The organism is Actinokineospora fastidiosa, from assembly GCF_014648415.1.
In the GTDB taxonomy this organism is placed as follows: domain Bacteria; phylum Actinomycetota; class Actinomycetes; order Mycobacteriales; family Pseudonocardiaceae; genus Actinokineospora; species Actinokineospora fastidiosa.
The window spans coordinates 286,651-312,273 of sequence record NZ_BMRB01000006.1 but is presented as its reverse complement, the minus strand read 5'-3'; the positions used below and the strand labels follow the sequence as shown (position 1 = coordinate 312,273).

Genomic DNA, 25,623 nt, shown 5'->3' with positions numbered 1-25,623 from the left:
CCACCTGTGCTGAGGATGTCCCAGGCGGAGGTGGGGAATGACCGCTGTCCCGACGAGCCCCCGGTCGTCGGTCGCGGGGCTGCTGGTGTTCGGCGCGGCGGTGGCCGCGGTCGCCGTCGTCGGCGCGATCGCCGCGGGCTCGGCGGGCACGCAGTACCAGCAGCTGCGGCTGCCGCCGTGGGCGCCGCCGTCCTGGCTGTTCGGGCCGGTGTGGACCGCGCTGTACGTGCTGATCGCCGTGTCCGGCTGGCTGGTGTGGCGGCGCAGGGGGCTGGGCCCCGCGATGGTGCTGTACGCCGCCCAACTCCTGCTCAACGCCGCGTGGACGCCGCTGTTCTTCGCCGCGCGCGAGTACGGGCTCGCCCTCGTGGACATCGTCGTGCTGCTGGTCGCCGTCGTCGTGCTGACCGGGTGGTTCTTCCGCCTGCACAGGGTCGCGGGCGCGCTGCTGGTGCCGTACGCGCTGTGGGTCGGCTACGCCACGGCGCTGAACGCCGCGATCGTGGTGCTCAACTGATGCAGACCTTCCTGCCCTACGCCGACTTCGCCGCGACCGCCCGGGTGCTGGACCCCAAGCGGCTCGGCAAGCAGCGGGTCGAGGCGATCCAGGTGCTGCGCGGGCTCACCGTGCCCGGGTACGGGTGGCGGCGGCACCCGGCCGTGCGGATGTGGTCGGGGTACGAGGAGGCGCTGGTCCGGTACGGGCTGGAGATCTGCGCCGTCTGGTGCGCCGCGGGCCACGCCGACACGTGCGCGGCGACGCTGCGGGCTGACCTGGGGCGGGCCAGGGACATCGCCGAGGTGCGCGGGCAGTGGGAGCTGTGCGCGGCGGGGGAGGTGCCGCCGTGGCTGGGGGACGCGTCGGTCCACCTGAGCCACCAGTCCGCGCTGGTGCGCAAGGCCCCCGACCACTACCGGCGGCTGTTCCCGGACGTGCCGCCGGACCTGCCCTACGTGTGGCCCGCCTCGGACCGCTCAGGCGAATAGGCTCTCGGTCCCGGTCAGCTCGAGCACCCGGGCGACGACCGCGCCCCGGTCGGCGATGACCAGCGACCTTCCCGCCGCGGTCACCGTCGTCTGCAGGTCGATCAGCATGCGCAGGCCCGCGGAGTCGCAGAAGGAGACCTCGGACAGGTCGAGCTCCAGCGCGGAGCCGGGCAGCCGCAGCAGCGGCGTCAGCTCGGCCAGCGCGGCCGCGGTCGTCGTCGCGTCGAGCGCGCCGCAGATCCGGGCCGCCGGTCCTCGCGCGCGCAGCGTCACCAGGACCTGGACCGCGCCGTCAGCCATCGGGGACCGCCTGCCATCACGGTGTCGGACGGACTCCGGGCTGGTGGTTCAACCCCGGGTGAGCCCATCGTACTCAGATGATCTTACGGGTCCGCCCGCCTGATCCGATACGCCTCCGGCGCGGTCGCGCTCAGGACGGTCCCGTCCCGGTCGACCGCGACGGCCAGTTCGCCGCCGGGCAGCGGGATCCCGGACACCGCCAGCGCGCCCAGCGGCATCGGGCGCGGCGGTCGGACGGTGATCTCCCGCCCGTCGACGCGCAGGCCCAGCAGCGCGGTGAGGACCGTGAGCGCGGCGGCCGACGACCACGCCTGCGGTCGGCACGCCGCCGGGTACGGGATCGGCGCGGGCCCGTCGGCGTAGCCCGCGTACAGCTCGGGGAGTTCGCCGATGGCCGCGCCCGCGCGGACCAGCCGGGCGGCCAGGTCGGCGGCCTGGTCGCCGAAGCCGTCCTCGGCCAGCGCCCGGATGGCGATCGCGGTGTCGTGCGGCCAGATCGAGCCGCAGTGGTAGCTCAGCGGGTTGTAGGCCGCCACCCGGTCAGACATGGTGCGCAGGCCGTACGGGGTGGTCAGATCGGGTTCGGCGATCCGCGCGGCGACGGCGGCGGACTCGGCCGGGGTGAGGATGCCGGTGCCGAGCAGGTGCGCCATGTTGCTGGCCGGGGAGTCGACCGGCGCGCCCGTGCCGTCGACGGCCATGGCGGGGACGCCGTCGACCCAGAACCGGGCCCGGAAGTCGGCGGCTACGCGGTCGGCCTCGGCGCGGTGGCCGCCGGGGTCCTCGCCGAAGCGCTCCAGCAGGGCCGCGCCCGCGACCAGCGCCTCGTGGTTGTAGCCCTGGACCTCGGCCAGCGCGATCGGCGGCACGGCGAAGCTGCCGTCGGCGAAGCGGACCGCGTCGACGGAGTCCTTCCAGCCCTGGTTGGCCAGGCCCTGCCCGGTCTCGTCGACGTAGCGGCCGCCGGACTCGGCGATCCACGCCAGGGCGCGGCGCAGGGCGGGCAGCAGGGCTCGGACCTCGTCGTCGGGCAGGCCGTGGCGGTGGGCGTCGCTCAGCAGGCATACCCACAGCGCGGTGGCGTCGATGGTGCCGTAGTACAGCGGCGGCAGGACCATCCCGCCCAGCCGGAACCCCGCGCGGCGGCGCTCGTGCGGGATCTTGCCGGGCGCCTCTCCGGTCGCCGGGTCGTGCCTGACGCCCTGCACGCGGGCCAGGACCCGCAGGGTGGAGCCCGCGAGCGCCGTCGTCCACGGCAGGCCCAGCCGGGCGGTCCACAGGCTGTCGCGGCCGAACAGGGTCAGGTACCAGGGAGCTCCCGCGGCGGCGAAGGTGTCGGGGCCGTCGGCGAGCAGCAGCGAGTCGAGGTCGTCGACGGCGCGGCTCACCACGGCCGCCAGGCGCGGGTCGTCGCAGACGACCTCCGGGCGGGGCACGACCGAGGCCGCTGCGGCGAACACCGCGTCCGGGTCGTCCACTTCGAGCGTCCACTCCAGACTGGCCGGACCGGTGGGCGTCCAGCGCAGCACCAGCTCGTCGCCGCGGGGGAGCAGGTCGGCGCCGGGCGCGCGCACCCGGGCGCGCAGGCCGCGCGCGGCCCAGCCGTCGGCCAGCGCGGGCACCGCGGGGTCCTCGACGCCGGAGCGGACGTGCTCGATCCCGGCGAGGTCCGCCCACAGCACCACCTCGACGGTGTGCTCCCCGGCGGGCAGCTCCAGCTCCAGCCGCTCGGTCAGGACGCCGGGGCGCAGCGTCCGCCTGCGCCAGACCCTGGCCGTCGGGTCGGCGCCGGGGTCGAGGTCGCGGAGCAGGCCGAGGAAGCCGTCCCGGCCCGAGATGACCTCCGGCTCGCGGCCGTCCACGGTCAGCACGGCCCCGGAGAGGACCCTGCGGTCGCCGTGCAGCAGGCCGTGCGCGCCCGTGCCGCGCAGCTGGCCGTCCTGCCCGCAGAGCAGCACCGACGGCGCGGCCGTGGTGACGACCAGGTCGTGCACGAGTGGATGCCTCATGCCGACCAGTGTCCGCGCCTAGACCAGCACCCCCGCGACGAGGGTGGCGGCCGCGATCGTGACGGCGTAGCGCTCCATGCGGGTCAGGTCGTGCTCGCCGGTGCGGTGGACCACGCCGCCGAACAGGCGCAGGAACGCGCGCAGCACGGTGATCCCGTTGACGGCCGCGGCCAGCGCCAGCAGCGGTGTCGCCTCGATGGCGTGGTGGACGCCCGCGAACCCGAGCAGGGGCGGAAAGCCCACGGCGGCCAGGCCGAACACGAGGAACGCGACCGCCAGCCGGGGTGTCTCGGTCAGGCTGCCGTTCGGGATCGCCAGCGACAGGCCGCCGCGGCGGGCCTCCAGGGCGGCGGTGGTCATCGCCAGGCCGGAGACGGCGATGGCCAGCGCCTGCCAGGCGACGCCCGCGAGCAGGAAGCCGTTGAGCGACAGCGCCAGCCCGGCGAGCACGCGCCGGACGTCGACCTGGGCGAGGGCGTAGGCGGCGGCCACGGCCGCGAACGCCGCCGCCGCGGTGCGCACCGGGGTGGGCAAGGCCGTGGCGTGCACCGGGACGGCGGTCACCGCGACGAGCACGGCCATCGGCGCGCGGGTCGTCCAGGCGACCGAGCGGGCCAGCGCGCCGAGCGGGACGCCCCAGCCGGCGCAGGCCATGCCCGCGGCCTGGGCCATGAGGTAGCCGGGGCCGCGCAGGAACGGCCAGGCCAGCGCGATCGAGCAGGCCCAGAGCAGCGCGTCGGCCACCGGGTGCCGGACGGCGAGATGGCCCGTGGCCGCGGCGAACAGCAGGCAGACCAGCGCCACGGTGCGCGGCGGGTGGTCGGCCGCGGGGGCCAGCGCGGTGGCGAGCAGGCCGCAGACGCAGACCGCGGCCAGCGCCGTGCCCGGCGCCCATGCGGCGATGGGCAGTCCCAGCCAGGCGCCGAGCGGGTCCGCGGGCCTGGCGACGGCGGGGATCAGGGACACGGCGAGCAGGCCGGTCGCCCAGCAGGCGGCGGTCCGTCGGGCGGCGGCGGGTGTCGCCCGGGTGCCCGAGGAGAGCGCGGCGACGGCCCAGAGGACCGAGATCGCGAGCGCGGTCAGGGAGATCATCGCCTGGCCGCCTTGCGGAGCAGGTGCGTGATGGCGCGCGGCAGGGTGTCGGTGTGGCCGCGGGCGATGCCGTAGCGGTAGAGGCGGATGCGCGCGGGCTCCGGAAGGGCGGTGAAGAACCGGCCGGTGGGGGGAAGGGGGCCCGCGAGGTCCTGTTCGAGCAGGTGGTGGTCGTGGAGCAGGCTGGGGGAGCGCAGGAACTGCCCGGTGCGCAGCACGGCGTGCGCGGCGAGGTGGACCGCGGCCAGCACGGTCCAGCCGAGTCCGACCTCGATGAAGACCAGCGCCACCTGGGTCATCGATGCGTAGGCGAGGGCGCTTTTGATGTCGGTCTGGACGCGCGCGATGACGGTGGCGTGGAGGGCGGTGAGGACACCGACGGTGATGATCGCGGCGTGCGCGAGGGTCGAGGCGTCCCAGAGGGGTCGGGTGTGCAGGAGGAGATAGGGGCCGAGGCTGACCGAGATGGCGCCGTAGAAGATCGCGCTGGACGGCGTCGGCCCCTCCATCGCGCGCGGCAGCCACCCGCCGAGGGGGAACTGCGCGGACTTGCCGATGGCCGCGAGCAGCACCAGCCCACCCGCGACCGGTGCGGGCGCGTGGGGGAGTGTGACCAGCAGGACGAGCCCGATGTCGCACAGCTGGTAGACGCAGAACGCCCGCAGCCCGTGGTCGAGCGGTCCGCGCCGCTGGTGGAAGAAGGCGATCAACAGGGCGGAGGCGAGCCCGCACACCTCCCACCCGACCAGCGTCTGGCGGAGGTCGTGCGCCACCACGACCACCTCGGCCGCGGCGACGAACAGGCAGAGCAGGAGGTGGAACCGCAGGAACCCCGGCTCCCGATGCAGATACCGCCGCGAGAACATCCCGATCAGGGCGCCGAGCACCCCGACGAGCACGACGAACGACCGCTCCAGCCAGCCTTCGGCGAACCACGCGCCCAGCGCGGCCGCCGCGCAGCCGCTGACGGTGACCCAGGAGACCAGCCGTTCGGGCAGCCGCACGCCGAACCACGCCGCCACGCCCATACCGGCGAACCCGACGAACGGGGCGAGTGGTGCCAGGTACCAGCCGGTCATCGCACACCACCGGGGGTGTTCGGTGGGAGGGGAGCGCGGAGGCCCCGCCGGGTGGTGTGGCCGCCACGAGGACGAACCTCCCACCGCAAGCGCTTGCGCCTTCCGTCTAGCCGGGATGCGGCCTTCGCCCAGCCGCCTGGAACACCCGACGGGACCTTCACCCGGCCGGGCAGACCACTCGCCGCGACCTTCATCGCATCGGCAGGGTCACCCGCTGCGGCTTTCGCCCCACCGCCGGACAGGGGCTTCGCTCTCGCGGCCAGCTTGGGATTCCTTGCCCGGCCAGCCAACCCGTCCGTGGGGGTCTTCGCGCGGCAGGCCAGCGCGTCCGTGGGGCTCTTTGCCCGACCGACCATCCCATCCGTCGGGGTCTTCGCCCCGCCGGCTAGGGCAGCCAGTGGGACCTTCGCCGCACCGGGTTGGGCGTGGGTGCTGTCGTGGGCGTGTCGGGCGGCTGGGGTTGTCCTGGCCGCCGCTGAACCGCCGGTCATGGAGTGCCGTCCAGGACGGGGGCGGGGTGGGGGGATCGGACGTGGGCGTAGGGGGCCGGGCCGCGTTGGCCTGCGTAGGCGGCCTGGGAGGTGGTGACGACCGGCAGCGGGACGTCGGCCGGGGTGTACGGGTCGAAGGCGCCGTCGGTGAAGAGGTGGAGTGTGTCGTCCTCGGGGTTCCAGGCGACCAGGCGGATCCAGCCGTTGCCCACCAGGCGGGCGAGGGCGGGGTCGCGGAGGCAGAGGTCGAGGAGGGGGCGGGGGGCGGCGCGGACGACCAGCAGGAGGCGGACCGGCTCGTGGATCTCGACCATCTGCCAGGGCAGCCCGGTGCGCAGGTCGGATGCGTGTCCGTCCATCACGCCGAGCAGGCCCACGATGTTGTGCGGGAGCTTCGTCCCGCACCCGTAGCCCACGGGATCGGCGAAGCTGAAGTAGTACTCCAGGTTGATCCCGGCGCACACCGGGCCCGCCGCGCGCAGCAAGGCGTCCAGGAGGGTCTGGTCGGGGTCGAGGTCGCGGTCGTACGACACCAGGAACGCGCGTCGGTCCAGGAACAGGCCGCGGGTGAGGGAGCGTTCGCCGATGAGGCAGACGGCGTTCGTCGCGTGGCCGTACTCCGGGCGCGGCTGGGAGAGGTCGACGGAGTGCCGCAGCACGTGGCCGAGCGCGCGGTGCGCGGGCAGGTCGGCCGGGGCCGACCCGAACCGTCTGCAGCGCTCGTGCGCGTCCGCCGCGCACGCGGCCGCCAGGGCCGCGCGCGCCCGGTCGAGGTCGGCGGCGCGCGGCGCGGGCACCAGGTCGGTGTCGAAGTACGCCACCGTGTCGTCCGCCGTGTTGTGGTACGCACCGACGAACCAGGTCCCCTCCGGGATGTCCACGCCCGATTCCCGCAGCCGCGCGCGCACGCCCGGGTGGTTGGCCATCGCGGCGAAGGCGCGCGCGTTCGGCCCGCCGCGCCCGCCCCCGGTCGCGCCGCAGTCGTGCGCGGACTCGTGCGGGTTGTTCATGCTGGTCGACCCGTGTCCCACCACGAGCACGAGCGGCGCGAAGCCCGCCGCCAGCCCGGTCGCCCGCGTGATCCCGGCGACCACGTCCGCCATCTCCGTGACGCTGAACTCCGGCTCCAGGACGAGTCTGGTGTTCCGCGCCGGAGCGGACCGGTCGAACACCCGATGCGCCGCGCTCGGGAACAAGCACCGTCCGATAAGGACAAGAGCATGCCCGATCCCGAGCATCAGAGCCAGAAGCCCGCCGCGACCCAGGGTGCGCGACCCCACGTGCAGGTGCCTGCGCCACCGCGCCCGCAGGGTCGGGCGATGCCGCGTGTCGGCCACCTCCGTGACCGTCTTCGTGGGCGTTACCACGACCGGGCACAGTGGACGCTCCCGCACATCGCGATGGCCCCGATAGCGCATGGCGACGCCGAAGAAGCCCGCCGCGCCGAACGTCGCCACCTCCGGGTCCGTCTCCTCCAGGTGCCTGCGCAGCGACTCCTCGCGCTCGTCCAGGCAGAACACCGCCTGCCACGCGGGCGCGGGCGCGGGCCGGGCGAGCCGCTGGTGGGCGACGAGCGAGCCCAGGACGTCCTCGCGGTGGCGGCGCTCGTAGGCCAGGTGCAGCAGCCACCGCCTGCGCCGGTCGTCGCACTCGGCGACCGCGCCGAGCCAGGCAGCGGCGTGCCGGGGGTCGGCGAGCGCGGCCACCGCGACCGGCATGACCTGGGCCAGCACGAACGCCTCGTACACCAGCGCGAGGTCCGGCCCCGGCTCCGGGACCGCGCGCCGGGGCAGCGCCGCGATCGACCGCGCGGCGACCACGTCGAGGATCAGCTGCACCGCGAGGTAGTCGGCGAGCCGGGCGGGCGGCGCGGCGACCGGCGCGCTGTCGGGCCGGTGTTCGAGGTGGCGCACCATGCCCGCCCAGCCCGGCAGGGACAGCAGCGTGTCCTGGATGACCTCGGCCCAGTCCGCCTCGGCCACGCCGAGTTCGCCCAGTGCCCACCGGATCGTGGTCTCGGCGTCCCAGCTCCCCTGGTCGGGCAGTCTCCGCCCATAAAGCGCGCGGAACGCCGCGAGCAGGCCGTGGTCGCGCGCGGGCATCGGCCAGTGGGCCACGCCCTGGTCGAGGAACGCGGCGGTGACGCGGATCAGCACGGGATGGGCGAGGTGGTCGGCGTCGGCCCCGGTGGCGGCCAGCAGCCGGTCCCTCGGCCGCACGCCCGGCGGCCCGGCCACCTTCTGCGGCGCGAGGGCGGCCAGGTGGCGCCACAGCGCGCCGAGGTCCGTTCCGGCGAGCGCGGCGCGGCGCTCCGCCGAGGCGAGCGGGGTCACCGCCGTCAGCGCGTCGGTCTCGGCCAGCAGCCACGGCACGCGCTCGCTGGCGGGCACGTCGACCCAGTGGTGCAGGCGCTCGCAGTGGAACACCGCGCGGTTCGGCCCGCCGGGAATGATCACGCGTCCGCCGTCGTCGACCTCTTCGGCGACGACGGCGTCGATGTCGGCGGTCTGGACGCGGCCCTGGCGCATCAGGTCGTGGAAGGCGCGTTCGCTCTGGTAGGGCTCGGTCCCGTGGAGCCGGGCCGCGGCGGCGACCGCGTCGGTGAACTCCATGTCCTCGAACGCGTGCAGCGGGTTGTGGTGGATGAACGTCTGCAGCGGACCCTGCGCAGGCAGCAGCGCGGCCGCGTGGTCGATCAGCTTCCCGATCACGGCCGCCGCCGGTGGGTCGCGTGCGGGTGGTCGGCGACCGGGGCGAGCCCGGCGCGTCCCTCGATGGTCAGGGCCGCGGTGGGCCACTCCTTGGCCAGCGTCTCCAGCCGGTCGAGGAAGGTGTGGTCGACCAGGCGCGCGTCGCTCAGGTCCACGACCACCTCGGTGACGCCCGGACCGGCCGCGGCGACCGCGCGCCGGATCGGCAGCAGGGCGGGGAACACGGCCGCGCCGCGCACCCTCAGCCGCAGCACCGGCCCGGACCGGGCCTGGTCGACCCTCGGCCGCACGATGGCCGAGGGCGGGACGCCGCGCGCCAGGTGCAGCACGAGCTTGAGCAGCAGGCCCGCGCCCACGCCGACCAGCAGGTCGGTGAGCAGGGTGACCGCGAACGTCGTGAGGAACAGCGCCAGCTGGTCCCGGCCGGTGGCCGCGGCGTGCCGGAACGCGCTCGGCGACGCCAGGCGGAACCCGGTGTAGACGAGCATCGCGGCCAGCGCGGTCAGCGGGATCAGCTGCAGCACGCCCGGGATGAGCGCGACGAACAGCAGCAGGAACGCGCCGTGGGAGAAGTTGGCCCAGCGCGAGGTCGCGCCCGCGTCGACGTTGGCCTTGCTGCGCACGATCTCCGAGATCATCGGCAGGCCGCCGATGAGCGCGCAGACCAGGTTGCCGCCGCCGAGGGCGAGCAGGTCCCGGTTGAGGTCGGACGCGCGCCGCAGCGGGTCCATCCCGTCGACGGCGATCACCGTCAGCGTGGACTCGACCGTGCCGATCAGCGCGAACATCAGGATGTACTGGATCGAGGTGCCGCTGAGGACCTGGCTGAAGTCCGGGAGGACGACCGCGTCGGCCAGCGAGCCGGGCAGGTTCACCAGCTTGTCGTCGGCCAGGTGCGTGAGCAGGGCGGCGGGCACGGCCACCGCCAGCACGGCCAGCGGCGCGGGCACCAGGCGCAGGCCGCGCACCATCGGGACGACGACCATCATGGCCAGCGCGGTCGCGCCGATGAGCAGCACCGTCGGGTCGGGGTGCAGCAGGCTGTGCGGGATCTCGGCGATCAGCCCGACCGGCGTCTCGGCCTCCGGCTCGACACCCGCGAGCACGTGGACCTGCTTGGCGATGATGATCACGCCGATGGCCGCGAGCATCCCGTGCACGATCGATGGCGAGAGGATCATCCCGATCGTGGCCACCCGGAACAGGGCGAACAGGATCTGCAGCGCCGCGGCGACCACGCCTGCGGCGATGGCCCTGCGGTAGCCGGCGACCATGTCGCCGCCGCCGAGGTCGTGCACGGCGCCGACGGCGATGACGATCAGCCCGGCCGCCGGTCCCTTGATGGTCAGCCGGGCGCTGCCGAACAGGGTCACCAGCACCCCGCCCACGATCGCGGTCATCACGCCTGCGATCGGCGGGAAACCGCTGGCCAACGCGATCCCGAGGGACAGCGGCAGGGCGATCAGGCAGACCAGGAAACCGGACTTCACATCGGCGAACGTGAAGCCCCGCGCCGCCGTTTCGGGGCGCGAGTGGCTATTCATGAATATTCCTCGGGGGTGAAGACGCGCGCCGGAAAAGGGCGCGCGCGTATATCGGGCGGCTCAGGCGGAAATGGACATTCCGTCCGGTGAACCGCGCACGGGCGGGCACAGCGGCGCGACGGACCGGGCCTGTCGCGCGGTCTCGCGCCCGGGGTGCGGCTGAGGTGGCAGGCCGGTCGAGTCGCCTAAGGGCGGCACGGCTTTCTCGGCGTCCTGCAAGGACTCCAGCTCGACGTGCGGGGTCGCCACCGCGTGCGCAGCGCAGGCGTCGGCGCCCGCGACCGGGGTGTTCACGGCCGGGCCGGAGAGGAGGATGACAATGGCGGCGACGATTGCGGCCAGCATTCTTCCCGCCCCCCTCCGCGGTCGAGACCCGCTTTCAATCGATCATGGCATGGCGGTCGAATTCGTCAAGGTTTGCCCATTCCCATTGTCGGCGTCATCGAAAAACTGTGATCACCACCACGCCTCGATTCCGCCCCGGTTGGCGGGGCGCGGGCCCGTGGGCGACGATCGGAGCGGATCACCACCGAGGGAAGGACGACGCCGGATGCCGCTGCAAGGCGAGTACGAGCCCAGCCCCGAGAAGCACGTGCGGGAGCAGGTCGAGCTGTATGAGAGCTCCGGGGGCACGGAGGGGACGACGATGCGCGGCATGCCCGTCGTCATCCTGACCACCCGGGGCGCCAAGTCCGGCAAGATCCGCAAGACCCCGCTGATGCGCGTCGAACACGACGGGAAGTACGCCGTCGTCGCCTCCCTGGGCGGCGCCCCCCAACACCCGGTCTGGTACCACAACGTGAAGGCCGATCCGGTCGTCGAACTCCAGGACGGCCCACGCCGCCAGGACATGCGCGCCCGCGAGGTGACCGGCGACGAGAAAGCCTTCTGGTGGGACAAGGCCGTCGAGGCGTACCCGGACTACGCCGACTACCAACGCAACACCGACCGCGAGATCCCGGTCTTCGTCCTCGAGCCACTCTAAGACCAGGCCGCGCGGATCATTCCCGATCCGCGCGGCTCCAGAATGGACGGTCGCCCGGCTGGCATGCGGGCGGGCCAACGAGCGCAGCGGGCAGAAGGCGCTACCCGGAAGCTGCACCCCCGCCGAGCGGTGGCTTGGCGGGGATGGAAAGGCCAGCGGTGCTTGCCCATGCGGGCAAGGGGCGGGCTGAGGAAGCGTGGTAGACGGCGACTAGGCGGGCCGAGGCGGGCCTGGTTGCTCGTGGGGCAAAGCGGCCCGGAAGTCCGCCCGCGGCTGGTGGCGGGTGGGTGCAGGGCGCGGCGGCCTGGGGCCGGCGAGCCGGGGTCAGCGGTTGTCCGTGGGGCAAGGGTCGGGAGGCAGCCCGGCTGGCGGCTGTGATGTGGGCAAGGCGGGCCGGGCGGTCCCGGGTGGCCTGGCGTTAGTTGTCGGCCTCGCGGAGGTTGCATTCCATGTGGAGGAGGGCGTTGAGGGTTGCCTGGATGCCCTGCTCGTCCAGGCCTGCTGTGGTGCGCTTCTCGAGTTCGTCCCACATGGTGGTTACTTCGGCGCGGAGGGCGTTGCCTGCGGTGGTGGGGGAGACGATGACCGAGCGGCCGTCGGTGGGGCTGGGGGTGCGGCGGACGAAGCCGCCGCGTTCCAGGCGGTGGACGGTGCGGGTGATGGTGGCCGAGTCGGAGCCGAGGAGGGCGGCGAGGTCGGCTTGGCGCTGGGGGCCGCACTCCCACAGGTGCATCATCAGCAGCTCCTGACCCGGGTGCAGGCCCAGCCTGCGCAGAAGCTGGGCGGCGACCATCCGGTGCAGCCGGGTCAGCCGGAAGATCGCGTGGCTGACCGGGCCGCCGCTCGCCGTGGCGGGCACGGGCACGGTCGGCTTGCGCTCGTGCGGCTCGCAGTACGTCCCGTCGCCCATGCCGTCCTCCCTCTGCGCAATCATCCTACGGATCCGCAGTTGCATGTGGTCTGTGTCACATTCGTGAAGATCGGGAAGTGTCGGCCAGATTTACCTGTTCGGACAGGCATGACTACCGCCTTCGACTCGGTCGACCTCGCCGGGCTGCCGCTCGCCAACCGCATCGCCATGGCTCCCATGACCCGAAGCCGCGCATATGGTGCCGGTGGAGTGCCATCTCCCCAGATGGCGGAGTACTACGCGCAGCGGGCGGGCGCCGGGCTCATCATCACCGAAGCGACGCAGCCTTCGGTGGTCGGACAGGGATATCCGGACACGCCGGGCCTGCACTCCGCCGAGCAGGTGCGCGGCTGGCGCGCGGTGACCGACGCCGTGCACGCCGAGGGCGGCCGGATCTTCGTCCAGCTCATGCACTCCGGCCGCATCGGCCACCCGGTCCTGCTGCCCGACGGCCTGCGGCCCGTGGCGCCCTCTCCGGTGAAGGCCGACGGCGCCGTCTACACCAAGGAGGGGATGAAGGACTTCGTCACGCCCAAGGAGCTGACCGAGGACGACATCGCCACCACCATCGCCGACTTCGCCGCCGCCGCCCGCAACGCGATCGACGCGGGCTTCGACGGCGTCGAGCTGCACGGCGCGAACGGCTACCTCATCCAGCAGTTCCTCGCCGAGAACACCAACCTGCGCACCGACGCGTGGGGCGGCTCGGTGGCCAACCGCATCCGCTTCGCCGTCGAGGTGACGCGCGCCGTGGCCGACGCGATCGGCGCGCACCGGGTCGGGCTGCGGGTCTCCCCGGGCGGGACGTACAACGACATCGACGAGGTCGACCCGGAGGCCACCTACACCGCCCTCGTCGACGCCCTGCAGCCGGTGGGCTTGGCCTACCTGCACGTGGTGGAGTACGACCGGGACCTGACGCTGCGGCTGCGCAAGCAGTTCGCGGGCGCCCTGATCCTCAACCCGCACACCGGGTCGCGCCCGACCGGACACGCCGAGCTGGACGTGGTCGCCGACGGCGTCGCCGACATCGTCTCCTTCGGCGCGCTGTACCTGGCCAACCCGGACCTGCCCGCCCGCCTGGCCGCGGGCGGCCCGTTCAACGAGCCCGACCCGACCACCTACTACGGCGGCGACCACCGCGGCTACACCGACTACCCGACCCTCTGCCCCCCGGCCTCGCCAGCCTGCCCCGAGTTGGGGGCGGGGCAGGCCGGCGCCGACTGACCGGCGGTCTCGCGGCCCCCCGCCCCAGCCAGGGGCGGGACCGACTAACCCCACCGCCGACGCCCTGTAAGCAGCCTCGGCGGTCCCACCTCAAGCGGGCACGGTCCGATTTCGTCGGCCGCCTGAAACCTTGACCGCTCACCGTGAACGGCCCCGCCCCGACCAGGGGGCGGGGTCGTCGCGTTTCCCGGGCACGATCGCGTATTGCACACATGCGCATGTGACAATATGTTGGCGGGGTCGAGCCACGGGAGGAGCGGACATGGGACACGGCCACGGGCACGCGCCGCGGAGCGCGTCGGGCCGGATGGTGGGGCGGTTGTGGTGGGCGTTCGGCATCGCCGCGGTGGTCATGGCGGGGGAGTTCGCCGTGGGGGTGGCGACCTCGTCGCTGGCGCTGCTCTCCGATGCCGCCCACATGCTCACCGACGTCATCGGCGTCGGCCTCGCGCTGGCGGCGATCATGGCCGCCCGGCGCGCCGCCGGGAAGCCGGACCGCACCTTCGGCCTCTACCGGGCCGAGGTCCTCGCCGCGCTCGCCAACGCCGTCCTGCTCTTCGGCGTCGCCGGGTACGTGCTGGTCGAGGCCGTCGACCGGATCACCGACCCGCCCGCGGTGCCCGGCCTGCCGGTGCTGCTGACCGCGGCGGGCGGCCTGCTCGCCAACGTCATCGCCTTCTTCCTGCTGCGCGACGGCGCCAAGGAGAGCATCAACGTCCGCGGCGCCTACCTTGAGGTCCTGGCCGACCTCATCGGCTCCCTCGGCGTGCTGCTCAGCGCCACCGTGACCCTCGCGTTCGGCTGGCGCCACGCCGACGCCATCGTGGGCGTGGCCATCGGCGTGTGGGTGCTCCCGCGCACGTACGCCCTCGCCCGGCGCGCCCTGCGCATCCTGTTCCAGCACGCCCCGGAGCGCATCGACATCGCCGAGATGACCGCGAGGCTGTGCGCCCTGCCGACCGTCTCCGAGGTGCACGACCTGCACGTCTGGACGCTGACCAGCGGCATGGAGGTCGCCTCGGCGCACCTGACGACCACCGGCGACCCGGAGGCCGTCCTGGTCGCCGCCCGCGACCTGCTGGCCACCGAGTACGGCATCGACCACGCGACCCTGCAGGTCGAGGGGCCCGCCTACAAGTGCAGCCCCGAGTGGTGACTCAGGGGAACGGCAGCGGCTCGGCGCCGCGCTCGGCCAGCATCGAGCGCATGAGCCGGGTCTCGGCGTCCTGACCGGCGGCGATCTTCTCCGCCAGCACCCGGACGTGCTCGGTCTGCGCGTTGGCGGCGGCGAACGTGGCCATGTCGAGCCCGCCCTGGTGGTGGCGCAGCATCAGCTGAAGGAAGTACACGTCCAGGTCGGCCCCGGACAGCGAGCGCAGCTTGGCCAGTTCCTCCGAGGTCGCCATGCCGGGCATCCGGGTCACGCCCGCCCCGGCCGCGCCCGCGCCGTGCCCGCCGTGGCCCTCGGCGGGCATCCACCGCATGTGCGGCTCGCCCGGCGGCGGCAGCTCCGGCTGGTCCCAGACGGCCAGCCAGCCCGCCAGGCGGCCGCTCTGGTCGAGCTGGGTGGACTCGATGTCGAAGGCGAGCGCGCGCACCTTCCGGTCGGCGCCTCGGTCGCGGGCCTGCCCGGCCATGGTGATCGCCTGCAGGTGGTGCACCCGCATGTCCTGGGCGAACCCGACGTCCACCGAGCCCGCGCCCGGGGTCGACTCCGGGCGCACGACGCTCAGCGTCACCAGCATGCCGACGGCGGCGCCGACCAGGAGCACCGCGAGCGCGGCGATCGAGTAGACCGCCGCGCGGCCGCGGGCCCGGCTCATTGGGTCGGCTGGGCTGCCGTCGTGGTCGGCGTCGGCGCGCCGGTCGTCGTCATCTCGGACTCCTCCTGCGGGACGATGCCGGAGCCGTCCATCTTCACCGCGTCCGGCCCGGGCGCCTCGGCCACGAACGGCGGCGGGTTGGCCGGGTCGAAGCCGGTCCCGCCGGTGTCGCAGCGGCCGCCGGGCTCGGGGTTCTGGAAGCGGTTGGCGCGCAGCGAGCGGATGAACTGGTCGATGCGCTCGTCGTTGGCGTCGGAGAGCTTGAGCTGGTGGCCCCACGACTGCAGCGAGATCGGCGAGTCCAGGCCGGGGTACGGCGACATCATCATGTGCGGCTGGCCCTCGACCTTGGCCTTGAGCGTGTCGAGCGCCGCGCCGGACACCTGGTCGGGGTTGTACGCGATCCACACCGCGCCGTGCTCCAGCGAGTGGACCATGTTCTCGTTGCGCACCGCGACCGGGTAGACGATGCCGGAGCAGTCGGCCCAGTAGTTGTCGTGCGGACCGCCGAACGGCGGGCTCTGGTCGTAGGCGACCCGCTGGTCGGCGTTGACGTGCTGGCTGCCCGCGTACTCGGCCCTGACCACGCCGTCGATGTTCTCCGACGGGTCCTTGTTCTCCTCGGAGACGGTGAACTCCTTCACCGAGTCGATCTGGACGTACGCGTAGCCGAACACGCCCGCGGCGATGAGCACCACGGCCGCCACCGCGGCGATCGTGCCCCAGGGCAGTCCCTTTTTGGAGACGACGGAGGCGCGAGCGGCCTTGAGCGCGGCCTTGCCGCCTTTGTTCTTGGTCTTGTTGGCCATGCCCGTCCTCGGGTCTCGGGACACCTGTTGCGTCGGTCAGTTTAAGGTCCGGGTGTTTTGTCCCCGTCAACCGCCTTGCACGGCCGTGACCGGCACGGCGTCCGGTCCGGGCGGCTCCGCCACGAACGGCGGCGGGTTGTCCTCGTCGAAGTGGTCGGGGCCCAGCCCGTCGCAGCTCGCGCCCGGTTCCGGGGCGAGGTCGGGGTTGCCGCGCACGGCCGCGACGAACCGGTCGATGCGCTCGTCGTCGACGGAGTCCACCCGCAGCTGCCTGCCCCAGGACTGCACGGACACGGCCGTCTCCTGGCCGGGGAACGGCGACATCACCAGATAGGGCTTGCCGTCCACCCGGTCGGCGAGCGCGTCGAGGTCGGCGCCCTCGACCCGCTCCGGGTCGTAGGTGATCCAGACCGCGCCGTGCTCCATCGAGTGAACGAAGTGCTCGGTGCGCACGGGCACGGTGAAGACGCTGCCCATGCACGGCGCCCAGAACGAGTCGTGCGCGCCGCCCAGCGGCGGCAGGTGGTCGTAGGCCACCCGCTGGGGCGCGTCCACGTGCATGCTGCCGTGCGCGTAGTCGATCCGGAGGACGCCCTCGATGCCGTCGGTGGGGTCCGACGGGGCGTCGGAGTCCCGCGTCTGACCTGGGCCGCCCTGGCCGGGCAGGCCGACCGGGGTGCCGGGGACCGCCGTCCCGCACGCCGTCAGCAGCAGCGCCCCGAGCGCCGTCGGGACCAGCCGCGTCCGCGAGAACAAGACCATGGCCGCAGAGTCTAGGGTCACGTGAACGCGCTGGTGACGGCTCCCTAGACTTGGCGGTCGTGACCCCCGCTGCCCTCGCCGACGCCGTCCGCGCCGCCGCCGTCCGGGTGCTCGGCGACCGAGGCGTCGACCCGGACGTGGTCCCCCGGGCCGTCACCGTCGAGCGCCCCCGCAACCCCGAGCACGGCGACTACGCCACCAACATCGCCATGCAGGTCGCCAAGAAGGCGGGCGTCGCGCCCCGCGACCTCGCGGGCTGGCTGGCCGAGGCGCTGGCCGACGAGGCGGGCGTGGCCTCGGCCGAGACCGCGGGGCCGGGCTTCATCAACATCCGGCTCGCCGCCGACGCGCAGGGCGCCATCGCCGCGCAGGTCCTGGCCGCGGGCGCGGACTACGGCCGCGGCGACGCCATGGCCGGGCGCCGGGTCAACCTGGAGTTCGTCAGCGCCAACCCGACCGGCCCGCTGCACCTCGGCGGCACCCGCTGGGCCGCCGTCGGCGACGCCCTGGGCCGGGTGCTGGCCTTCCAGGGCGCGGACGTGACCCGCGAGTACTACTTCAACGACGCGGGCGCGCAGATCGACCGCTTCGTGCGCTCGCTGCTGGCCGCCGCCCGCGGCGAGCCGACCCCCGAGGACGGCTACGCGGGCGCCTACATCGGCGACATCGCCGCGGCCGTGCTGCGCGCCGAGCCGAACGCCCTGGCCGCCGACGACCCCGCCGAGGTGTTCCGCCGCGTCGGCGTGGGGATGATGTTCGAGCAGATCAAGGCCAGCCTGCACGCGTTCAAGACCGACTTCGACGTCTACTTCCACGAGGACTCGCTGCACGCCTCCGGCGCGGTCGCCGAGGCCGTGGAGAAGCTGAAGGCCTCGGGCGCGCTGTACCTGGAGGACGACGCCTGGTGGCTGCGCTCCACCGAGTACGGCGACGACAAGGACCGCGTCGTCATCAAGAGCGACGGGGAGCCCGCCTACATCGCCGGGGACATCGCCTACTTCCAGGACAAGCGCGCCCGCGGCTTCGACCTGTGCCTGTACCTGCTCGGCGCCGACCACCACGGCTACGTCGCCCGGCTCAAGGCCGCCGCAGCGGCGCTCGGCGACAGCCCGGACACCGTGGAAGTCCTCATCGGACAGCTGGTGAACCTTGTCAGCGCGGGCAAACCGCTGCGGATGAGCAAGCGCGCAGGCACCGTGATCACGATGGAGGACCTGGTCGACGCCGTCGGCGTCGACGCGGCGCGCTACGCGCTGATCCGGTCCTCCGTGGACTCCACAGTGGACATCGACCTGGACCTGTGGGCCAAGCGCAGCAGCGACAACCCGGTCTACTACGTGCAGTACGCGCACGCCCGCCTCGCCTCGCTGATGCGCAACGCCGACGACCTCGGCGTCACCGCGGACGCCGTCGACCTCGGACTGCTCACCCACGAGCGCGAGGGCGACCTGATCCGCACCATCGGGGAGTTCCCGCGCGTGGTGGCCACCGCCGCCGAGCTGCGCGAGCCGCACCGGGTCGCCCGCTACCTCGAGGAGCTGGCCGGGGCGTACCACAAGTTCTACGACTCGTGCCGGGTCCTGCCGCAGGGCGACGAGGACCCCGGCCCGCTGCACGCCGCCCGACTGGCGCTGTGCGCGGCGGCGCGGCAGGTGCTGGCCAACGGCCTGGGCCTGCTCGGCGTCGCCGCCCCCGAGCGCATGTGACCTGGAGCTGACATGAGGGCACACCCGGCCGGACCCCGCCACGCCGAGATCCTGCCGCCCAGCACCATCGCCGTGGCCCGCCCCGACGGGCCCGCCGCACTCGACGAGCTGCACCCGCAGGTGTGGCCGCGCAACGCCTCCCGAGGCGACGACGGCGCCGTCCGCATCGCGGGCGTCGACGTGCGCGAGCTGGCCGAGACCTACGGCACGCCGCTGTTCGTCGTCGACGAGGACGACTTCCGCTCCCGCTGCCGCGACCACGCCCGCGCCTTCGGCGACCCCGCCAACGTGCACTACGCGGGCAAGGCGTTCCTCAGCGTCGAGATCGCCCGCTGGGTGGCCGACGAGGGGCTGAGCCTGGACGTGGCCAGCGGCGGCGAGCTGGCCGTGGCGCTGCGCGCGGACTTCCCGCCGGAGCGGATCACCTTCCACGGCAACAACAAGTCCGTCGACGAGCTCGCCGCGGCGCTCGACGCGGGCGTGGGCAGCATCGTGGTCGACTCGTTCCTGGAGATCGCCCGCCTGGACAAGCTCGCCCGCGACCGCGGCGTCCGCGCGCCCGTCCTGGTGCGGGTGACCGTCGGGGTCGAGGCGCACACCCACGAGTTCATCGCCACCGCGCACGAGGACCAGAAGTTCGGCTTCTCGCTGGCGGGCGGCGCGGCCGCCGAGGCGTGCGCGATGGTGCTCAAGTGCGACGGCCTCGCGCTGACCGGCCTGCACAGCCACATCGGCTCGCAGATCTTCGACGCCGACGGCTTCGAGGTGGCGGCGCACCGGGTCATCGGCCTGCTCGCCGAGCTGCACCGCGCGCACGGGGCCGCGGCGCTGGCCGAGCTGACCACCGTCGATCTCGGCGGCGGCCTGGGCATCGCCTACACCGCCGCCGACGACCCGCCGCCGCCCGCGTGGCTGGCCGAGCAGCTGCGGACCATCGTGGGCAAGGAGTGCGAGCAGGAGGGGCTGGCGGTGCCGAGGGTGGCCGTCGAGCCGGGCCGCGCCATCGTCGGGCCGGGCACGGTCACCCTCTACGAGGTCGGCACCACCAAGGACGTGACCGTCGGCCACGGCGCCGTCCGCCGGTACGTCAGCGTCGACGGCGGGATGAGCGACAACATCCGCACGGCCCTGTACGACGCGGTCTACGACACCCGCCTGGTCTCCCGCTCCTCCGGCGAGGGCGGTCAGGGCGCGGGCGCAACCCTGTCCCGAGTAGTGGGCAAACACTGTGAGTCCGGTGACGTGGTGGTGCGAGACTGCTGGCTGCCGGACAATCTGGCCCCCGGCGACCTGCTCGCCGTGGCCGCGACCGGTGCGTACTGCTACTCCATGGCCAGCAACTACAACCGGTTGCCCAGGCCCGCGGTGGTCGCGGTGCGCGACGGCGCGGCGCGGCTGCTGCTGCGCCGGGAGACCGTTGACGACTTGCTGCGCCTGGAGGTGCCGTGACCGAGGCCGCTAAACCCATCCGCGTCGCACTGCTCGGTTGTGGGACGGTGGGCACGCAGATCGTCCGCCTGCTGACAGAGCAGGCCGACGACCTCGCCGCCAGGGTGGGAGCGCCGGTGGAGCTGGCGGGCATCGCCGTCCGCCGGGCGAACAAGCCCCGGCCGGGCGTGCCTGCCGAACTGCTGACCACCGACGCCGCCGGACTGGTCACCCGCGACGACGTGGACGTGGTGGTCGAGGTCATCGGCGGCATCGAGCCGACCAGGGACTGGCTGCTGACCGCGCTCAAGGCGGGCAAATCGGTCGTCACCGCCAACAAGGCGCTGCTGGCCGAGCACGCGGGCGACCTGTTCGCCGCTGCCGACGCCACCGGGGCGGACCTGTACTTCGAGGCCGCGGTCGCGGGCGCGATCCCGCTGCTGCGGCCGCTGCGCGAGTCCATGGCGGGCGACCGGATCACCCGCGTCATGGGCATCGTCAACGGCACGACCAACTTCATCCTCTCGGCCATGGACGAGACCGGGGCCGGGTACGCCGAGGCGCTGGACGAGGCGTCCCGCCTCGGCTACGCCGAGGCCGACCCGACCGCCGACGTCGAGGGCTACGACGCCGCGTCCAAGGCCGCGATCCTGGCCTCCATCGCCTTCCACACCCGCGTCACCGCGGGCCAGGTGCACCGCGAGGGCATCACCGGGGTCACCGCCGCCGACGTGGCCGCCGCGCGCGCCCTCGGCCGCACCATCAAGCTGCTGGCCATCTGCGAGCGCGTCGAGGCGGGCGGCGACCGGCCGGGCGAGGCCGTCGCGGTGCGCGTCCACCCGGCGATGATCCCGCGCTCGCACCCGCTGGCCGGGGTCAACGGCGCGTTCAACGCGGTGTTCGTCGAGGCGGACGCCGCGGGCCAGCTGATGTTCTACGGACAGGGCGCTGGCGGTGCACCCACCGCCAGCGCAGTCCTCGGCGACCTGGTGGCGGTAGCCCGCAACCGGGTCGTCGGCGGGCGGGGTCCGCGCGAGTCGGCCTACGCCGACCTGCCGGTCCGACCCATCGCGCAGGCAGCGACCAGGTACCACATCAGCCTGGACGTCGCCGACCGCGCGGGCGTGCTGGCGGCCGTGGCCGCCGTGTTCGCCCAGCACGAGGTGAGCATCGCCGCGGTGCGCCAGGAAGGGCGCTCCAGCGACGCGAGCCTGGTCATCGTCACCCACTCCGCGCCGGACGCGGCCCTGCGGTCCACTGTGGACAAGATCGCCGGACTGCCCTTCGTCCACGACGTGGTGAGCGTGATGCGGGTCGAAGGCGAGGAACTGTGACCGTCCCTACCGATGTCCGTCCCGGCTGGCCGGGAATCATCCGGGCCTACGCAGGCCGGATCGCGGTGCCGCCGGGCGCCGAGGTCGTCACCCTGGGGGAGGGCAACACCCCGCTGCTGCCCGCCCCGCACCTGTCCGAGCTGACCGGCGCCACGGTCTACCTGAAGACCGAGGGCGTCAACCCCACCGGGTCGTTCAAGGACCGCGGCATGACCGTGGCGGTGACCCACGCCAAGGCGATCGGGCGCGAGGCCGTCATCTGCGCCTCCACCGGCAACACCTCCGCGTCGGCGGCGGCCTACGCCGCCCGCGCGGGCCTGACCTGCGCGGTCCTCGTGCCGACCGGGAAGATCGCGCTCGGCAAGCTGGCGCAGGCCGTGGCCTACGGCGCGCGCATCCTGCAAATCCAGGGCAACTTCGACGACTGCCTCGAACTGGCCCGCAAGACCGCGGCCGAGTACCCGATCGAGCTGGTCAACTCCGTCAACCCGGTGCGGCTCATCGGGCAGCGCACGGTCGCGTGGGAGATCTGCGACGTGCTGGGCCGCGCGCCCGACGTGCACTGCCTGCCCGTGGGCAACGCGGGCAACATCACCGCGGCGTGGCAGGGCTACAAGGGCTACTCGCAGGACGGCGTCATCGACGCGCCGCCGAGGATGTTCGGCTTCCAGGCCGCGGGCGCCGCGCCCATCGTGCGCGGGGAGCCGGTGCCCAACCCGGAGACGATCGCGACCGCGATCCGCGTCGGCAGCCCGGCGTCCTGGGCGGGCGCGGTGGCCGCGCGCGAGGAGTCCCGGGGGCTCATCGACGCGGTGACCGACGAGGAGATCATCGCCGCCTACCGGCTGCTGTCCACGCGGGAGGGCGTGTTCGTCGAGCCCGCCTCGGCCGCTTCGGTCGCGGGCCTGCTCAAGACCGCGGCCGACGGGCGGCTCCCGCGCGGGGCGACCGTGGTCTGCACGGTGACCGGCCACGGGCTCAAGGACCCGGACACGGCGCTGTCCGGTGTCGCCGAGGTCGAGCCGGTGCCGGTGGACGCGACCGCGGTGGCGGCGGCGCTGGAACTGACGTGAGCGCGGGGGTCCGCGTCCGCGTCCCGGCCTCGACCGCCAACCTCGGCTCGGGCTTCGACGCGCTCGGCATGGCGCTGGGCCGCTACGACGAGGTCGTCGTGCGGCCCGCGCCCGCCACCGCCGTGCGGGTCGTGGGCGAGGGCGCGGGCGAGGTCGCGCTGGACGAGCGGCACCTGGTGCTGCGGGCCATGCGCGCGGCGGCGGCCAAGCTCGGCAGCGACCCGGGGCCGGTGGAGCTGGTCTGCGAGAACACCATCCCGCACGCGCGCGGGCTGGGGTCGTCGGCCGCGGCGATCGTCGCCGGGATCGCGGCCGCGTACGGGCTGGCGGGGCGGCCGCTGGACGACGACGCGCTGCACCTGGCCGCGGAGTTCGAGGGCCACGCCGACAACGTCGCCGCGAGCCTGCTGGGCGGGCTCGTGGTGGCCTGGCACGACGCCGACGGCTTCCGGGCCGCCCGGCTGGAGCCGCACCCGGACCTGCGCGCGTTCGCGATCGTCCCGGACACGCGCTCCGACACGCACGTGACCAGGGGACTGCTGCCCGAGCGCGTCCCGCACGCCGACGCCGCCTTCGCCGCTGGCCGGGCCGCGCTGGCCGTGCACGCGGTGACGGCGGCGCCGGAACTGCTGCTGCCCGCCACCGCGGACCGCCTGCACCAGGACTACCGGGAGTCGGCCTACCCGGCGACGCTCGGCCTGGTGCGCGATCTGCGCGCGCGGGGGGTCGCCGCGGCGGTGTCCGGGGCGGGCCCGACGGTGCTCGCGCTGTGCACCTCCGACTCCCTGCCCGACGGGCTGGAACTCGGGGGTTTCACGGTGTGGCCGTTGGGAATAGACCGCGCGGGCGTCGTTGTTGAGACCATGTGACGGTGTTGTCATCTGCTCGCAATCCAGCGGTGACGCACATCACCGGTCAAAGTCACGATTCGTGCGACGCGCTGTAAGGCGGTTGTTGCACCTTGCGTGACGGGCGTCTACCCTCGGGGGCGTTCAGTCACCGCGCGCACGGGCGCCCGGTGTCGTTCCCGGGAAATTTGCTCCGGGCCGCATCATCTGCCGAAGATCTCGGTTCTGCCTACGCCGGATCGGGGATGGCAGGTACCCGACGACCGTGGTGACCAGATGCTCCCAATCAGCGGCTCAGTCGCGCGATTGGCCGGAGAAACTGGCCAGCGTCGTGTCGGGTGCGCGCCTGATGGGGAGAACGGCCGCTTCGCGTTCCGTCGGGCGGCGGTCCGCTGGTCCACGTAGGAGGCGGGGGCCGGTCAGGAAGGACATGTGTGAGCAATACCGATCTATTGAGCAGTGACAGCGCTGCGGAGACCCCGGAGTCCGGCGCCAAGCGCAACGGCGGGGCGCCGCGCAAGCGGGCAGGCCTGTCCGGGATGGTGCTGCCCGAGCTGCGGGCCCTCGCGGGCCAGCTGGGGATCACCGGAATCGCGGGAATGCGCAAGGGCGACCTGATCGCTGCCATCAAGGAGCGGCAGGGTGGCTCGTCGTCCGCCCCGACCGCCCAGGAGCTTCCGCTCAACGGGGCGGCCGACGCCCCGGCGAAGGCGGAGGCCCCGGCCAAGGAGGCGCCCGCGGCGGAGGAGGCGCCACGCCGGGAGAGCCGCCGTCGGCGCGCCGTCGTGCGGCCCGCGGGCAGCCCGGACAAGGCCCAGGCCGAGGCATCGGCCCCGGCCGAGGCCCCGGAGCAGCCGCGCACCGCCGACGCCCCGGCCGCGTCCGCGCCGGTCGAGGAGCAGCCGCGCGTCGAGCGGCCGCAGGGCGACGGCCAGGGCCGCCGCGAGCGGCAGCGCGACCGGGGCGACCGCTCCGAGCGCGGTGATCGCTCGGAGCGCGGTGACCGCGCCGACCGGGGTGACCGCGCCGAGCGCGGCGACCGGCAGGACCGCGGCGAGCGGGCCGACCGGGGTGACCGGCAGGACCGTGGTGACCGTGCTGACCGGCAGGAGCGTGGCGAGCGCCAGGAGCGCGACCGCGACCGCGGCCGCCAGGACAACCGCGGCCAGCAGCAGGGCCACCGGGTCGACGACGATGACGACGACGACGAGCGCGGCGGCCGTCGCGGTCGCCGGTTCCGCGACCGCCGCAGGCGCGGCGGCCGCGGCGAGACCGGCGGCGGCGGTGGGCAGAACGACACCGAGGTCCGCGAGGACGACGTGCTGCTGCCGGTCGCCGGTGTGCTCGACGTGCTGGAGAACTACGCCTTCGTGCGCACGTCCGGCTACCTGTCCGGCCCCAACGACGTCTACGTGTCGCTGTCGCTGGTCCGCAAGTACGGTCTGCGCCGCGGCGACGCCATCACCGGCCTGGTCCGCCAGCCGCGTGAGGGCGAGCAGCAGCGGCAGAAGTTCAACCCGCTGGTGCGGGTGGAGACGATCAACGGCCTGGAGCCCGACGGCGCGCGCAACCGCCCGGAGTTCACCAAGCTGACGGCGCTCTACCCGAACGAGCGGCTGCGCCTGGAGACCGAGCCGCACATCCTCACCACGCGCGTCATCGACCTGGTGATGCCGCTGGGCAAGGGGCAGCGCGCGCTCATCGTGTCGCCGCCGAAGGCCGGCAAGACCTCGGTGTTGCAGTCGATCGCCAACGCGATCACGACCAACAACCCCGAGTGCTACCTGATGGTCGTCCTCGTCGACGAGCGGCCCGAGGAAGTCACCGACATGCAGCGCTCGGTGAAGGGCGAGGTCATCGCCTCGACCTTCGACCGCCCGCCGGGCGACCACACCACCGTGGCCGAGCTGTCCATCGAGCGCGCCAAGCGCCTGGTGGAGATGGGCCACGACGTGGTCGTGCTGCTGGACTCGATCACCCGCCTCGGCCGGGCGTACAACCTGGCCGCCCCGGCGTCCGGGCGCATCCTGTCCGGTGGTGTCGACTCGACAGCGCTGTACCCGCCGAAGCGGTTCCTGGGCGCGGCGCGCAACATCGAGAACGGCGGCTCCCTGACGATCATCGCGACCGCGCTGGTGGAGACCGGCTCCGCGGCCGACACGGTGATCTTCGAGGAGTTCAAGGGCACCGGCAACGCCGAGCTCAAGCTGGACCGCAAGATCGCCGACAAGCGGACCTTCCCGGCCGTGGACGTCGACCAGTCCAGCACCCGCAAGGAGGAGCTGCTGCTCTCGCCCGACGAGCTGGCGGTCACCGTCAAGCTGCGCCGGGTGCTGCACGCCCTGGACAGCCAGGCCGCCATCGAGCTGCTGCTCGACCGGCTGCGCAAGTCCCGCACCAACATCGAGTTCCTGATGCAGGTGGCCAAGACGACGCCTTCGCAGCACGAAGACTGACGCTTGGGAGAACGACAGGCCGCCCCGGCACGCCGGGGCGGCCTTTCTC

Annotated in this window: 22 protein-coding genes; 11 read left to right on the top strand and 11 right to left on the bottom strand. The window is 73.7% G+C overall.

Annotated features, from left to right (window positions below; all coding sequences use genetic code 11):
• The first annotated feature begins 37 nt into the window (after nt 1–37).
• Entirely contained in the window at nt 38–517 is a 480-nt protein-coding gene (locus tag IEY98_RS27635; RefSeq protein WP_189213584.1) for a TspO/MBR family protein, read from the top strand.
• Nucleotides 517–987 carry an MSMEG_6728 family protein gene (locus tag IEY98_RS27630; protein WP_189213583.1) on the top strand — a complete coding sequence of 157 codons (471 nt, stop codon included), beginning with the start codon at nt 517–519 and terminating at the stop codon, nt 985–987. The genes IEY98_RS27635 and IEY98_RS27630 overlap by 1 nt, the downstream gene beginning before the upstream one ends.
• On the opposite strand, the gene IEY98_RS27625 is transcribed toward IEY98_RS27630, so the two are convergent.
• The 7 genes from IEY98_RS27625 to IEY98_RS27595 all read right to left on the bottom strand — a co-directional run bounded on the left by IEY98_RS27625 (nt 976) and on the right by IEY98_RS27595 (nt 10,558).
• Nucleotides 976–1,287, bottom strand: coding sequence for an STAS domain-containing protein (locus tag IEY98_RS27625; protein ID WP_189213582.1), 312 nt, complete (start codon nt 1,285–1,287; stop codon nt 976–978). The two genes, IEY98_RS27630 and IEY98_RS27625, sit on opposite strands and share 12 nt — an antisense overlap.
• 83 nt (nt 1,288–1,370) lie before the next feature.
• On the bottom strand, nt 1,371–3,296 hold the full coding sequence (locus tag IEY98_RS27620; protein WP_189213581.1) for a glycogen debranching N-terminal domain-containing protein: 1,926 nt from the start codon (nt 3,294–3,296) through the stop codon (nt 1,371–1,373).
• Nucleotides 3,297–3,314: 18 nt separating this feature from the next.
• Nucleotides 3,315–4,388: a hypothetical protein gene (locus IEY98_RS27615; protein WP_189213580.1), complete on the bottom strand. Its 1,074-nt coding sequence runs from the start codon at nt 4,386–4,388 to the stop codon at nt 3,315–3,317.
• Nucleotides 4,385–5,467 (bottom strand): proton-conducting transporter transmembrane domain-containing protein, encoded by a 1,083-nt coding sequence (locus IEY98_RS27610; protein ID WP_189213579.1) that lies wholly within the window; start codon nt 5,465–5,467, stop codon nt 4,385–4,387. The genes IEY98_RS27615 and IEY98_RS27610 overlap by 4 nt, the downstream gene beginning before the upstream one ends.
• A gap of 487 nt (nt 5,468–5,954) precedes the next feature.
• Entirely contained in the window at nt 5,955–8,669 is a 2,715-nt protein-coding gene (locus tag IEY98_RS27605) for a DUF2309 domain-containing protein (RefSeq protein ID WP_189213578.1), read from the bottom strand.
• Complete coding sequence (locus tag IEY98_RS27600; RefSeq protein WP_189213577.1) at nt 8,666–10,213, bottom strand: SulP family inorganic anion transporter; 1,548 nt, start codon at nt 10,211–10,213, stop codon at nt 8,666–8,668. The genes IEY98_RS27605 and IEY98_RS27600 overlap by 4 nt, the downstream gene beginning before the upstream one ends.
• Before the next feature lie 60 nt (nt 10,214–10,273).
• Nucleotides 10,274–10,558, bottom strand: a complete 285-nt coding sequence (locus tag IEY98_RS27595; protein ID WP_189213576.1) for a hypothetical protein — start codon at nt 10,556–10,558, stop codon at nt 10,274–10,276.
• Between the two features lie 205 nt (nt 10,559–10,763).
• On the opposite strand from IEY98_RS27595, the gene IEY98_RS27590 reads away from it, so the two are divergent.
• Nucleotides 10,764–11,198: a nitroreductase family deazaflavin-dependent oxidoreductase gene (locus IEY98_RS27590; protein WP_189213575.1), complete on the top strand. Its 435-nt coding sequence runs from the start codon at nt 10,764–10,766 to the stop codon at nt 11,196–11,198.
• 418 nt (nt 11,199–11,616) lie between these two features.
• Here the strand turns inward: IEY98_RS27590 and IEY98_RS27585 are convergent, their stop codons facing one another.
• Nucleotides 11,617–12,132 (bottom strand): MarR family winged helix-turn-helix transcriptional regulator, encoded by a 516-nt coding sequence (locus IEY98_RS27585; protein ID WP_229787571.1) that lies wholly within the window; start codon nt 12,130–12,132, stop codon nt 11,617–11,619.
• Nucleotides 12,133–12,216: 84 nt separating this feature from the next.
• Between IEY98_RS27585 and IEY98_RS27580 the strand changes: the two genes are divergently transcribed.
• Complete coding sequence (locus IEY98_RS27580; RefSeq protein WP_189213574.1) at nt 12,217–13,335, top strand: alkene reductase; 1,119 nt, start codon at nt 12,217–12,219, stop codon at nt 13,333–13,335.
• A 262-nt stretch (nt 13,336–13,597) separates the two neighbouring features.
• Entirely contained in the window at nt 13,598–14,491 is an 894-nt protein-coding gene (locus IEY98_RS27575; protein ID WP_189213573.1) for a cation diffusion facilitator family transporter, read from the top strand.
• Between the two features lies 1 nt (nt 14,492).
• Here the strand turns inward: IEY98_RS27575 and IEY98_RS27570 are convergent, their stop codons facing one another.
• The 3 genes from IEY98_RS27570 to IEY98_RS27560 form a co-directional block, all read right to left on the bottom strand.
• Nucleotides 14,493–15,158 (bottom strand): DUF305 domain-containing protein, encoded by a 666-nt coding sequence (locus tag IEY98_RS27570; RefSeq protein ID WP_189213572.1) that lies wholly within the window; start codon nt 15,156–15,158, stop codon nt 14,493–14,495.
• On the bottom strand, nt 15,155–15,967 hold the full coding sequence (locus IEY98_RS27565; RefSeq protein WP_189213571.1) for a thioredoxin-like domain-containing protein: 813 nt from the start codon (nt 15,965–15,967) through the stop codon (nt 15,155–15,157). The genes IEY98_RS27570 and IEY98_RS27565 overlap by 4 nt, the downstream gene beginning before the upstream one ends.
• Nucleotides 15,968–16,033: 66 nt before the next feature.
• Nucleotides 16,034–16,729 carry a thioredoxin-like domain-containing protein gene (locus IEY98_RS27560; protein ID WP_189213570.1) on the bottom strand — a complete coding sequence of 232 codons (696 nt, stop codon included), beginning with the start codon at nt 16,727–16,729 and terminating at the stop codon, nt 16,034–16,036.
• A gap of 59 nt (nt 16,730–16,788) precedes the next feature.
• Here IEY98_RS27560 and argS point away from each other — a divergent pair, with 59 nt between their 5' ends.
• From argS to rho, 6 genes are all read left to right on the top strand, one after another.
• A complete protein-coding gene (argS, locus tag IEY98_RS27555) occupies nt 16,789–18,435 on the top strand; it encodes an arginine--tRNA ligase (RefSeq protein ID WP_189213569.1) in 1,647 nt (548 codons plus the stop codon).
• Between the two features lie 12 nt (nt 18,436–18,447).
• Entirely contained in the window at nt 18,448–19,884 is a 1,437-nt protein-coding gene (lysA, locus tag IEY98_RS27550) for a diaminopimelate decarboxylase (RefSeq protein ID WP_189213568.1), read from the top strand.
• The gene (locus IEY98_RS27545; protein ID WP_189213567.1) at nt 19,881–21,197 is read left to right on the top strand and encodes a homoserine dehydrogenase; all 1,317 of its coding nucleotides are present in this window, start codon (nt 19,881–19,883) and stop codon (nt 21,195–21,197) included. Before lysA ends, IEY98_RS27545 begins: the two co-directional genes overlap by 4 nt.
• Nucleotides 21,194–22,270: a threonine synthase gene (thrC, locus tag IEY98_RS27540; RefSeq protein ID WP_189213566.1), complete on the top strand. Its 1,077-nt coding sequence runs from the start codon at nt 21,194–21,196 to the stop codon at nt 22,268–22,270. Before IEY98_RS27545 ends, thrC begins: the two co-directional genes overlap by 4 nt.
• Nucleotides 22,267–23,139 (top strand): homoserine kinase, encoded by an 873-nt coding sequence (thrB, locus tag IEY98_RS27535; protein WP_189213565.1) that lies wholly within the window; start codon nt 22,267–22,269, stop codon nt 23,137–23,139. Before thrC ends, thrB begins: the two co-directional genes overlap by 4 nt.
• Before the next feature lie 413 nt (nt 23,140–23,552).
• The gene (rho, locus tag IEY98_RS27530) at nt 23,553–25,574 is read left to right on the top strand and encodes a transcription termination factor Rho (protein ID WP_189213564.1); all 2,022 of its coding nucleotides are present in this window, start codon (nt 23,553–23,555) and stop codon (nt 25,572–25,574) included.
• The last annotated feature ends 49 nt before the right edge of the window (nt 25,575–25,623 follow it).